11 protein-coding genes are annotated in these 12,033 nt (G+C 54.6%); 5 read left to right on the forward strand and 6 right to left on the reverse strand.

Translation table 11 applies throughout. From position 1 onward, the window contains the following. Window positions 1-282: 282 nt before the first annotated feature. Window positions 283-1,884, forward strand: coding sequence for a Na/Pi cotransporter family protein (locus tag PSR63_RS05845; RefSeq protein ID WP_274331541.1), 1,602 nt, complete (start codon window positions 283-285; stop codon window positions 1,882-1,884). A gap of 50 nt (window positions 1,885-1,934) precedes the next feature. Here PSR63_RS05845 and PSR63_RS05850 read toward each other — a convergent pair whose 3' ends face one another. Together PSR63_RS05850 and PSR63_RS05855 are read right to left on the reverse strand one after the other, a co-directional pair. Then, window positions 1,935-2,651: a hypothetical protein gene (locus PSR63_RS05850; protein ID WP_274331543.1), complete on the reverse strand. Its 717-nt coding sequence runs from the start codon at window positions 2,649-2,651 to the stop codon at window positions 1,935-1,937. 118 nt (window positions 2,652-2,769) lie between these two features. After that, window positions 2,770-3,711: a hypothetical protein gene (locus PSR63_RS05855; protein ID WP_274331544.1), complete on the reverse strand. Its 942-nt coding sequence runs from the start codon at window positions 3,709-3,711 to the stop codon at window positions 2,770-2,772. Window positions 3,712-3,972: 261 nt separating this feature from the next. Between PSR63_RS05855 and PSR63_RS05860 the strand changes: the two genes are divergently transcribed. Then, window positions 3,973-4,614: a hypothetical protein gene (locus PSR63_RS05860; protein WP_274331545.1), complete on the forward strand. Its 642-nt coding sequence runs from the start codon at window positions 3,973-3,975 to the stop codon at window positions 4,612-4,614. A 442-nt stretch (window positions 4,615-5,056) separates the two neighbouring features. Further along, a complete protein-coding gene (locus tag PSR63_RS05865) occupies window positions 5,057-5,458 on the forward strand; it encodes a hypothetical protein (protein WP_274331546.1) in 402 nt (133 codons plus the stop codon). Between the two features lie 56 nt (window positions 5,459-5,514). Here the strand turns inward: PSR63_RS05865 and PSR63_RS05870 are convergent, their stop codons facing one another. The 4 genes from PSR63_RS05870 to PSR63_RS05885 are packed head-to-tail and all read right to left on the reverse strand — an operon-like array spanning window position 5,515 to window position 10,600. Beyond that, entirely contained in the window at window positions 5,515-6,408 is an 894-nt protein-coding gene (locus PSR63_RS05870; RefSeq protein ID WP_274331547.1) for an extracellular catalytic domain type 1 short-chain-length polyhydroxyalkanoate depolymerase, read from the reverse strand. Window positions 6,409-6,426: 18 nt separating this feature from the next. Then, window positions 6,427-7,404: a CNNM domain-containing protein gene (locus tag PSR63_RS05875; protein ID WP_274331548.1), complete on the reverse strand. Its 978-nt coding sequence runs from the start codon at window positions 7,402-7,404 to the stop codon at window positions 6,427-6,429. 4 nt (window positions 7,405-7,408) lie between these two features. Further along, on the reverse strand, window positions 7,409-8,665 hold the full coding sequence (locus tag PSR63_RS05880) for a CNNM domain-containing protein (RefSeq protein WP_274331550.1): 1,257 nt from the start codon (window positions 8,663-8,665) through the stop codon (window positions 7,409-7,411). A 60-nt stretch (window positions 8,666-8,725) separates the two neighbouring features. After that, on the reverse strand, window positions 8,726-10,600 hold the full coding sequence (locus PSR63_RS05885; RefSeq protein WP_274331552.1) for an ABC transporter permease subunit: 1,875 nt from the start codon (window positions 10,598-10,600) through the stop codon (window positions 8,726-8,728). 265 nt (window positions 10,601-10,865) lie between these two features. Here PSR63_RS05885 and PSR63_RS05890 point away from each other — a divergent pair, with 265 nt between their 5' ends. Beyond that, window positions 10,866-11,399: an RNA polymerase sigma factor gene (locus PSR63_RS05890; protein WP_274331554.1), complete on the forward strand. Its 534-nt coding sequence runs from the start codon at window positions 10,866-10,868 to the stop codon at window positions 11,397-11,399. A gap of 20 nt (window positions 11,400-11,419) precedes the next feature. Continuing rightward, on the forward strand, window positions 11,420-12,004 hold the full coding sequence (locus PSR63_RS05895; protein WP_274331555.1) for a hypothetical protein: 585 nt from the start codon (window positions 11,420-11,422) through the stop codon (window positions 12,002-12,004). Window positions 12,005-12,033: the final 29 nt, after the last annotated feature.

Raw genomic sequence — 12,033 nt, forward strand, 5'->3', positions numbered from 1 at the left:
AAGTATCGATGCGAATTGGCATCTTGGCAACCGAAGTGCCAGGGAGTTTGGGAGAGAAAATGTTTTGACCCATTTTTGGCGTCACGTCTCGAACCTGATTCTTGCTTCCCATCCTATCCCTTACGAAGCAGTCAACTTATGGTTCTCCTGTGGCTGACTACGACTGCGGCTTAATTTTCCTGACAACAAATACCATGGAATTCGTAGTGCGAGATCATCTCACTGCATCGTAACGGACGAAAACCTCTCGCAACGGAGTGCGGCTCAGACGAAAATAGATGGATGGGATCTGAAATCTTACAAGTTGTTGGTGGCCTAGGAATCTTTTTGCTCGGCATGTCGATCATGACTGATGGGCTAAAGTCGCTTGCCGATGATCGCCTGCGAAAGATCCTTGCTCGTTCGACGAACAGCCCCGTTTCAGGCGTCTTCACCGGGGCGTTAACGACCGCTTTGATTCAATCCTCTAGCGCGACGACCGTGGCGGCAGTCGGGCTCGTACATGTGGGATTGCTGACGTTTGCTCAGTCGCTGGGGATCATCTTCGGCGCGAATATCGGTACGACCATCACCGGCTGGATGGTGGCCCTGATCGGTTTCAAGTGGAAGATCGGCGACATCATTCTGCCGCTTGTGTTTGTGGGAGCACTGATCCGGCTGTTCACTCAAGGGAAACTGCGCTGCGTCGGGACTTCCCTGGCTGGGTTCGGGTTGATCTTTATTGGAATTTCGGCCCTGCAGGAAGGCATGACTGGGTTTCAAGGAATCGTTACCCCAGACAGCTTTCCCGCTGATTCGACATGGGGACGAATACTGCTCGTTCTTATTGGAATCGTCATCACCGTAATCACGCAGTCATCCAGCGCCGGTGTTGCCACAGCCCTGGCGGCTGTCCACGCCGATGCCATGACGTTGTATCAGGCCGCAGCCATGGTGATTGGGATGAATATCGGAACCACGGTAACTGCCGTCGTGGCGACGATCGGGGGTAACGTTCAAGCACGTCGAACGGGGTTTGCCCATGTCATTTTCAATGTAATCGCGGGGCTAGTGGCCTTTTTCTTACTGACGCCCTATTTCTGGGTTTTGCAGCAAGTTTGGCCTGACTTTGCGACTTCCGATCCTGAATTGGCGTTGGTTAGCTTTCATACGTTTTTCAACGTACTGGGCGTGATCCTGTTCCTGCCACTGACGAAGTGGTTCGTCGTCTTGCTCGAGTGGCTGATCCCGGAACGGGGAAACCCACTTGTGAAACGGCTCGACCCCAGCTTGCTTGCCACACCAGATTTGGCGTTACAAGCTGTTCAAGCAACTGTGAACGACGTGCTACAAACATTATTGGGCGAACTATATCGGCTACTAGACAAGCCAAAGTCGTCTCCGAACGTCAGCATGCTCGCGAAGGTTGACGATGCGTTGTCGAAAACGCGAGATTTTATGGACCAGCTTCGCTTTCAGCGTGACCAGTCCCTTTCGCTGGGCCAGTTGGCTCGAACAATTCATGTTCTCGATCATCTCTACCGCATTCGTCATCGAATGGAAGAATCACAACGGATCTCGCGGATTCAAGATGACCCGTCTCTCGAAACCATGGCGAACTTGCTTGCCACCATGGTTGACCAGATCATGCTCACCGAGCTTCCTTATTCAACGGAAGCCAGTTCAGCTGCTCAACAAATAAATCAGGAGTTGAAAGCAGAGATGCGTGGGTATCGTATCGAGATCCTACAACACACTGCCGCCGGAGAACTCTCTTCAGAAACAGCTTTACAGCGGACCGACTCGGCCCGCTGGATCCGACGCCAAGGCTATCACCTATGGCGTATCGTTAATCACCTGGCTGACAGCCCGCACGAACGTGAAGAGGTACCGGAGCTCTCGTGACTTTCAACACGAAGAGTTCACGATCACTTCGCTGGCCGGCCAACAACCCGTTACTTAACTCGCAGCCGCTTCAGTTGAATGGCATTAAACATCGAAAGCGAACTTCCGTCGCGTTTGCTGGTGATGACCACGGGCGAGCCATCCTTCACTTCGATCGTGTACTTCACGTACTGATTGCCTTGTTCGTAATCGCGGCTGCGGTATCGATGCGAGCCATCGTTTAGTGTCTTTTGACCGGTATACGTTGTCCCGGCGGATTCGATCTCAATCAAAGCATTCTGATCCGGTGCATCTCCATGAGCGAAAACATAGGCCTCGTAAATCCCTGCCGGCAGATAGGTCAGCTTGACCGACAAATCGACACAGCGGCAGTTGTGGTAAAGATAGGCATGATAAACATCAAACGTGCCAGGAATCCCCCATTCGCCATCGTTCTCAGAAAGCTGCAAGACGACATCCGTGGGCGTACCATCGGCCATGGGCAGTCCTGATTTCGTCGTTTCCCTGACGTCGACCAAAGTCCACTGATCGCCTGGCCCTCCGATGGCACCACGTGGCCGGGAATCGACCGGGGCCATCCCAAAGTTGATATTCAGAATGCGATCGGCATGTTTGGATGGCTTCGTCTTTTGCTTCTTCGTGTCTGGCTTCACTTCGGAAGTGATGCCTCGGCGCGGCCCTTGTGTCGCGACGCTTGCAGATTGCTGAGAAAGGACTTCGGGAGCCATTAGGGGCAATAGGCAAAACGCAATTACTACGCTAGTCATGGACATTCTCCGAGCCGAAGTAAAACGAATAGAGCTTTCCAGGGAGACGAACCACATTGCTATTTGGTTTTGGTCTCGTGAAAACAAGCTGCCTGACTGTCACGTCGTTGTATCAAATCTAGACGTCCAAATCCTCCAAACCCTTCTTCCGCTTGTTTGCTTGAGGCAGTCGCTCGTCAAGCCAGGCATCGTCGACGAAATCATAGAGCAGTTTCCTCAGGCACGTTACCAGTGCCTCGCGGACGCCGTCACGGAAGTCAGCATGCGAGCCGACAATTTCCACCTGGTGGAAACCATTCCAATTCAGCCAAAGTCCCCACTCATACCGCGCTGCCGAGTCATTCACACGGAGCATGACTCGGGCAGCCCAGAACGCGCCGAAGCTATCGCGAAAGTCAATCCACGCTCGATCCTCGGGACGTAGATTCTCGGGCCGTCCGAAGCCACCTTGGATTGCTGAGCCGATCCCAATCAAGCCCAGAGCGATCGCCAGAAGCGATCCCTTCACCGTGACTTCCGATGTTGTCATGGGAAGGTAGGTGTAGGTCATATTGATCTGTGCAACGGCCAGGCATAACGCCGTTGGACTAAATCGTGTGGGGAAGTTGTTTATGAAACCAGCAAGTATGAGCGCGGCGAGAAACGTTCCCCAAATCCAGCCTGGGTCGACCTGCCCAATGCTGCTAAAGGCCCAAACCTGAAAGACGGGAAACCATAGCATCAGCAGAAAGACCGCAACAACACCTTGCCAAACCTTCCACTGAGGACGCTTGGCACCCACCTGAGAAAGCTGCGGGCAGAAAAGCGTCATCGCGGCCAGATAGCGAATCTGATCGTCTGATGCAGACACTTCGTACCAATGCATTACGCCGATGGCTACCTCGCTACCGCAGAGTGCGATCCAGGCGAGCAGTGACCAAGCCCATGGCAGTATGAGCGTCGTCCCCGTCAGCGCAGAGCGTCCTCGCCACAGCAGCACCACCCCTACGATGCCCATCAATAGGCACGCCAGGGCCGAGAGCCAGCCAGGATCCATATTCTGCTGTGCCAAGAGAAACAAAGCGTGAAGTCCTCAGGGGTGTTCCAACGTAGACGTAAGCGTCTCATTCTAACGAATCGATCGGGCAGATTGAGCTTCAGCGGCAAAGAGTTCACCCTGTGACGGTTATTCCGGCTACGTCCGGTAAGACGGCCAGGCAGACCCCAACAGTGAGGCAAAATTTTTCGATGTTGCGTTTGCACAACGCGAAATGCGTGGCATGTTTCGACAGTGCAACAATTACTCCCTCGCTAAACTCCCCAAACCGTAAGGAACTGAGAAATGATTCGTATTGCTACCCTTTCGTGCTTTGTCGTTCTTTCGGCAGCTCAAGTCGCGTCGGCAGGCCTCTGGGATGCCATGACGGTCAGCTACCCAACCACTCACGCTCACGCCAGCAGCGAATACGTAGCTGCTTGTGGTGCTGCCGGCTGCAACAGCTGTGGCCACGGCGGTTACGTCTGCCATCACCCTTCCATGGGTTGCTGTGCTGATCTGTGGAGCAATTACTGTGCAGATCGCTGCGGACATGGTTGCCGCCCGAAACTGCATACCCGTTACCACTGGTTTGCCAAGCCATCGTGTGGTTGCGGAGTTCAAACGACGATGCCTTGCTGCGGCGACTACCCCATGTGTGGCTGCAACCACGGCATGCCAGTCAAGGGCTGCGGAAGTGCCTGCACCAGCTGCCTGGGCATGCACGTGCGTGGTTTCTGGAACAAGTGCCGTAGCTATGGCCAGTGCGGCTGTGGATCGACCGGTTGCGACTCGTGCGGCGGTGCTACCGAGATCATTAACCTCGAACAAGAGATGCAGCACAGCGTTCCGGAAATCGCTCCGGCTATCGAACCTACCCCAGCCCAGCCAGAAGCAAAAGAAGCACGGCTGATGCCTTCGCTGCAAGCCTTGCTGCCGCTGAACTAAGCGACACGAACCAACGCGACCGGCTCGACCAAGCTACCTGGGGAGTGTGGTTTGCAGCTGAGCCAAAGCGTCTTGCGGGCAGATCCTGGATGGGATTCTGCCCGCATATTTTTGCTAGCCGTGATAAGTCCACGAAAAAGCCCTGCCTGCTAGCACGAAAATACTAGATTTTCCATCCAGAACAGGGAAACAACAGGACGATATCTAATACTGATCGAACACCGGGAGGACGGGACGCAGGACGCGGCCCCGTGAGATCAAAAGGCCAAAGTAGACGACGGAACGACTACTTTTGGCCTTTTTTCATGCGCTCGCACTGGCCCTCTAAGAAATTACTTGATACCCCCCTGACGGAAGACTAGAATCAACTCGATCTGGTGATGGAGTACCCCCATATTTGCCAGGAAGGCTTTCTGTAGCAATTCCTCAAGGGGCTTTCTAAGTGAATCTCAAATCCACTCTGCTGACAACGTTCGGTCTTCTGGCTCTCCTGGTCGCCATTCCTGCTATCTCGACGCTTTCCGCTCAGGAAGCGGAACAGGCAGCTGCTCCCTCAGAACCCAAGAAGGAAATCCGCGGCCGGTTGCCAGCCCACTGGAACGATATCGTTACGGAAGATCAGAAGAAGGCAATCTACAAGATCCAGCACGGCTACCAGGATCAGATCAAGAAGCTGGAAATCGAGATCGCTAAGCTCGAGTCCGCGATGGAAGACGAAGTAAAAGCCGTCCTCACCGATGCCCAACAATCGCGACTTAAAGAACTGATTGCCGAGGAAGAACTTCGTCGCAAAAAGAATGAAGCCGCCAAAGCCGCGGCTGAGAAAGCGTTATCCGGCAGCTAAGCTCGTCACTCTCGACGAAACCAAGAGGCTCTTTCGCCAAGGAGGGCGAAGCTCCTTTAGGTCGACAAATGATGCTGCTGGAAGAATTCCCAGATTACCTGGTTCGCATCAAGATTGTGGGTCGTCGCTCCGAGCAATTCCAGGCGGCTCTCTTTTCCTGGCCAAGTATGACCACCGCCGTGAATCTTCAGAAGAATCACTTCTGCCGAACCGGCGTCCTGGGCCGCATAAGTGAACCGCTCAATCGATGTCCCATCGTTCACTTCACTTGGAAGTGACTCGACTGTCGGGTTTGGCTGTGCGTGGTTAGCGGCGATCCAGTTTTGCATTGCATGGTCAACGGAATGGAAATTGAGCTTCGACTTGCTCCGCGAGCCAACCCCTCCTTCCCACCGGACGAACTGGTCATCCGTCCCATGAATATGCAAGAGCGGGACCGGTCGACTCGGGCTACACGTCGGATTGCCCATCGTTCCGCCGACCGGAGCAATCGCGGCGAAACGATCAGCCAATTTATCGCCCAACAGGTACGACATCATCCCGCCATTGGACATCCCAGTCGCGTAGATCCGCGTTGGGTCGACCGATAATCGTTGCGGCAAGTCGCTCAGAAGCTGCTCGACAAAGTGGACGTCGTTGACATCTTCACGCTTGGCGTACCCACAACACATACCTGCGTTCCAGGTTTTCATCGTGGGCAGACGACCGGTTCCATTGGGAAAAACGGTTACGAACCCGGCCGTATCGGCGTAGTCATTCATTTCGCAGAAACGCACCATCGTCGGGGCATTCGACAAGCCGCCATGGAAGACGAATACCAGGGGCCAGCCTTCTTCCGGCCGTGTGGCCTGGGTGGGAATGTACACCCAGAACTCACGTTCGCGATCATCGACATCAATCGTCAGTCGGTGACGTCCGGGGGTAAGTTCCTTGATCGGCGTAGTCGTCATGGTGTCTTCCAGGAAAAACTAAGCAGGCTGTTTCTTGGCGTCGAGAACGGCTCGCTGCAATTGTTGCATCGTGACGATGCCGATCGGTACGCCGCTACGGCTAACTACCTTGGCCATCAATTCGCCCGTGCTATGCAACTGGGTGATGGCCGAGATACAACTATCGCTCGCTTTGACTTCAGGAAGCGGGTGATAATTCTCGATCTCTTCGCCAGTTCCCATATAGAGGTCGCAGATACGCACGTATCCAATCGGAACCGTTCGCTTGCCTTGTGTTTCAACGATCGGAATGACCGAGATCTGCTTTCGCTTGGCCACACGAATGAGGCTGTTCACCTTGGAACCGATTTTGGCGGTCCATACTCGCGAAAGGGGTGTAGAAATGGATGTCACCCGTCGATTAGCCACCCCAAACACGCCTTGAGCAACTCGCCGCTGAGCCTTGTTCAAAATGCCAAACTCTCCTCCTTCTTCCAGGAAGTCTTCGAGCTCCGTCCGAGCCAACGCCAAGCGAACCGTTTCCGGGGATTCACCCAGCAAGGTTTGCAGGGCTCTGCCTAAGACCCACAAAAGGGCCGAACAGGGAGCAAACAGCACGGTGAAGACAAAGAAGAGCCAGCTCGTTCGACGCAGTAAAAAGTTGGGCGCCCGATAAAAAAAGTACTTGGGCAGCAGTTCGCCGTAAACGAACAAGAATGGCGCGATCAACAGCGGCAGGGCCATTTCGGCGGTCGAGCTTCCAGGGAAGGTTGCCTGGGTAAAAAGTACGATCGACAGCGAGACCATGTAGTTGGCGACGTTGTTGCCAATCAGCGTGGTCGCCACAAACAGTGCCGGGTGATTCGTCAGAAACAGCAAGAAGCGTGACAGCCAGTCTCCACCCAAGCCATCCAAGACTAGGCGAACACGTGTCACGCGATAGAAGCCTGTTTCCGAGCCACTAAAGAACGCGCTGAGAAATACACCGAGAATGAATAAGAGAAGGATCGTACCCATGGCGTCATTCTTCCTCCTGACGCATGGTCAATCGAACCAGGATATGCCCTTCGGAGTGCTGTTCCACGACCTCAAAATGGAACGGCCCCCACTCGACGACATCTTCAACTTCTGGAATGCGTTCCAGTTCTTCCTGCAAAATACCGTTGATCGTAGCGTGCCGTGTGTCTGGCAGTTCCAGCTCAAAGTGCTTCGCCAGGCGGCGCACGCTGGTCATGCCGGAGACCAGGTAGGCACCATCTTCCTGCTCTTCAAATGTCTTTCGTTGAAGGATACGCTCGCTGCGGCCATGCGTGTACGAGAAGATGGTTTCCATCATGTCCCGCAGTGTGATCACGCCAATCGTTTCGCCTAGCTCATTGACCACCGCGGCCACTTCGTTCTCGGTGGACATCATTTGCTGGAATACTTCCGAGGCCTTGGCACACCAGGGGAAGACCAACACTTCCTGGGCGTAATCCTCCAGGTTGTCCTGCGGCAGCTCCGTTGCATCAACCAAGTTAATCGCGCTGACGACGTCGTCTCCTTGCTCGTCGGAAATAAGCAGATACCCACTGGGCGTCAGCTCGGCATCAAGGTCTTTCAGCGATACAGGCGGATGAAACATCTTGAAACGCATTCGCGGCCGCATCATTTCCTGAGCCAGCGAATCGGACAAGCCGACGATTCCTCGCAGGGCCATCTCTTCCTGCTCAAGCACCGTGCTGCTTTGCATCGACATCTGGATCGCGCGTTCCAGATCGGAAACCTGCATATAAGGTTCCGCTTCAAAACGCGGCCAGATCAAACGCTGCGAAAGCGTGCTTACGCCACGCATCACCGGGCGAATTGGATCGATAACGCGGACCGCAAAGGCGATCGGCACAGCCAGGAACGCAGCCAACGTCGGAGCACGCAGCACCGCCAGACTCTTAGGGAGCATTTCGCTGAAGAAGATGATCACCAGCAGCGAGAGCGTGGAAAACACGGTGGCATAGGTCGCTCCAACCGTATTTTGCAGACGCAGCCCCACGATCGAAGCGACCGCGAAGTAGGCCACATTGACCATCAGGTTCCAAAAGAGGATGGCCGAAAGTAGTCGGTCCGGATCGCTTAACAGAGAGGCTGCGGCACGCTGAGCCGTCGTTCCCTTGCGGAAGCGTTTGCGATCTTCCAACTTCAAATAGAAGAAGGCCGCTTCCGATGCGGAAAACATCCCAGAGCAGGCGACCAACAGCAGCATTGCTACCAACCAGGGTGCAATGGCCACAATGACGTCCAACCCGCCGCTCCTTTCCGATAAATCGTTGTTGCGAATCTACGCTTAAATATCGAAGCGAGACTAGTCCTCGTCGTTACCAGAACGACGACCGACCTCGATGTCGAACTGACTGATGGCTGGAATCAGCATCGCAATGGTCGTGAAACCGTAAGCAAGTGCTGTCGCCAAAGCCACCTCAAATCCTTTACCCAGCAGAAAACTAACGATCGCAAAAAACGAGATGCCGGGTAGCAGCAGCGTCGCGGTAAGGATCGCAGGGGAAGGATTTCGATGACCGATGGCCACGTACAAGCCCAAACCGCCCCCAGCGACAAAGCCCAGGAAGGGGAACAACTGAAAGTGGAAGGACTCGGTAAAACTAATCATCAGCAGGATACACGTTATCACGCCGAGAAACAAAAAGAAGACCGTCCCCAGGCTCACACCAATCGCCGTCCGGCTGTTGGCGTACGTCATTCCGCAATGCAGCCCAAGCATCGTGACAAAGAAATACATCACTACCAGGCCAGCACTTACAAAGATAAAGCTATCCAGTTGCATGGCCCCGGCAATCCAGAGATATGCCGTGACCGCCAGAGGTGCCAGGATCATTTCACGCGTGACCCACATCACGCCCCACAGCTTCCCGAAGGTAAATTCTTTAGGCGTCAGGTCGGTCACCAGCAATAAATCGAGGGCCTGACCGTCGCGCTCATTCGTCACGGAAGTTACGGCCAACGCGTTCACGATCACCAAGCTGATCAGGTAGAGCGGAACGATCCCCCAGGCAATCGGCGGAATCGTCGTGCCAAGTTGGTCGCCACGGTAAACGGCGGTACCAGCGGCAACCATGCTATAGAGCATGTACGTCGCAGCCAACGCTAGAGCCAGGTAGACAAACTTGATGATCAACACCTTACGGCCATAGGCCCACGTCTGCGTTTCTCGCCACAGAATTGGGTTCTCCCAAACCTGGCGGTGATCGATCTTGACCTCGGTGGTTCGGGCGTCGACATGGCCGGAACGGCGTTGTTCGTTGGCGGCGTTCTGGTCGGCGGCCTCGTCCAACTTGGCCATATCGTGCTCAGCGCCCCAGATGCTCTCTTCGAGTTGCTTCGCTTCCATCTCCTTGCCGCGTCGGGCCTCCCGAGATGGGTTCCAGACACGGACCAAGGCGATCGCGATGCCGTTCATGATCACAATCCCGAACGACATGATCAGAACATGCAGGCCAATGACGCCTCCAATCGATGCCAGGTTTCCTTCGGCTGCTGGAAACGGATTGGCGGCCTCCATCACAGCCCAGATCGGGTTGATGGCAGTTGCCCAATCGGCGGCCGAAATTCCCAGCAGACGGTCAAACAACACCCGCTGGGAAACAACAACACTAAACCCGAGCAGTACTGTCACTAACATGGCGGTCAGTGCGAGCGTCTGGAATGTCTTTTCTCGCCACAGGGCGATCGTGCTTCCGATGCTTCCGGCAGCGAGCGCGGTGATGAAGGTCACCAGCAAAACGCGGAATACCTGGCCCGCCGAGACCCCACCAAAAAGAAAGAGTGCACAGAACACGGGAGCCGCAGCCATGATCAGCGCGAAAACGTTAATCAGGCTGGCCAGCATCTTGCCGAGAACCAACTCCGAATTGTTGAGCCGGGTCATCAGTAGCAGAATCAGTGTCTTGCGGTCCTTTTCCTGGGCCACCGCCCCTGCTGCACTAAACGCAGCGAAGAAGATCACCAGGCAAAGCTGGATCGGAGCCAGAATATGGAAAATGCTTGCTCCGAAGCGTGCCATATCTCCAACGCTGGCAATCACTTGTGTTCCGGCAAGAACCAACCATGCGGTGCACATCAATAGGAATAACGCCGCCACGTAGACCGCGCGGTAGACGTAAAACTTACTGCGACGCGGCGTTACGGCCGCTTCACGGGTAAAAACCGGACCGATAAACAAGTCCAGACTCCCAAACAGGTTACGTGATATTGGGGAAACGAATCATTATAACACGGGCAGGTAAAACGAAACCCTTCGCTTGTTCCGCCGGTTCAATTTAAGCGAATCTTCGTAATTTGGGCGAATCGGAAAAGGTACCAGCCTCGATTTCGTCTGGCTAATCTTAGGGGATTATTTTTCGGAAATGAGACAATAATCCGCACACCTCATCTCTCTTACTCTTAGATGCCACTTGGCGACCGTGGCGTGATTGGACATCAAGGCGTTGACTTCACCTGTACCCCAGCGGCTTAGCGAAGCCGAGATAGCCGATTTGCATGCACTCCATGCGGAAGAGCTGCGCAGGTTCCTGTGGGGTGTTGTCGGGGAAGCAAGCCTGGTCCAAGACATCATCCAGACTACCTTTCGTAAGCTGGTCGAAGTCGGTCACGAAACGCAAGTCGAGAGTCGCAAGGCTTGGCTTTTCCAGGTCGCCTATCGCGAAGCCCTCGCCCAACGCCGGCGAAGTGCAACGCAAAAGAGGGTGTTGGAAAACCTCCAAGAAGATTCACACCGAAATAATGATGGTCTGCTGACCGATCCCCTGGTCGCCCAGGAAACGGTCGATTCGGTTCGCCAGGCCATCGAAGAGCTTTCGCCGGAACTCAAGCAGGTCCTGCGAATGCGAATTTACGAAGACAAAACGTTCGCCGAAATCGCACAAGAGCTCGACATTCCGTTGGGCACGGCACTCGGGCGAATGCGGAACGCGATGAGCAAGCTGCGCGGCAAGTTAGCTTGGATCGAGCGTGAACGCTAACCTCAACTCACTCAGCAGATATGAATCGTAGCATCGAACAGAACGAACACTCCGCAGACGACGACCGCTTCCTGGAAGCGGTGCGGTATCTCCTGGACGAAATGTCCGTGGAAGAGGCCGAAGGGTTTGAAGCGGACTTGGCCGTCGATCAATCGCTCCGAGAACTATTGTCGGAAGCCGTTCTGATCGCTCAGGCAAGCTACCAGGCGAATGTGCCTCAAACCGTTTCCAAGGAGCTCGTTGAGGTCGCCTCACCCAGCGATGATGCTCCTGGAAACGGGTTTTCGCTTCGCGTTTTGCTGTCGTTAGCTGCTGGCCTGCTTTTGCTTATTGCGAGTAGCCTTGCCCTGGTTGTTTGGTCAGGCGGAGGATCGCAAATGGCGGAACGCACTGCCAACGAAGAAGACACCCAACTTGCCGCTGTCTGGGTCGAACGTAACGAAGTCAACAACGATGTTATGGCCGAGCAGTGGGCCGAACTGCCCGAGGACGAAGACGAGTTCTTTGATCAGTTGTTGGTTAGCACCCCAGAGAATCCTCCGAGTTGGATGCTCAAAGCTTTGGCTGCCCAGCAGGAAACCGAATCCGAGTCACCGGCTCTCTAACCACTCTTCCCAGAAGACTACCTTCCCGT

It is taken from the genome of Bremerella sp. P1 (assembly GCF_028748185.1).
Taxonomy (GTDB): Bacteria; Planctomycetota; Planctomycetia; order Pirellulales; family Pirellulaceae; genus Bremerella.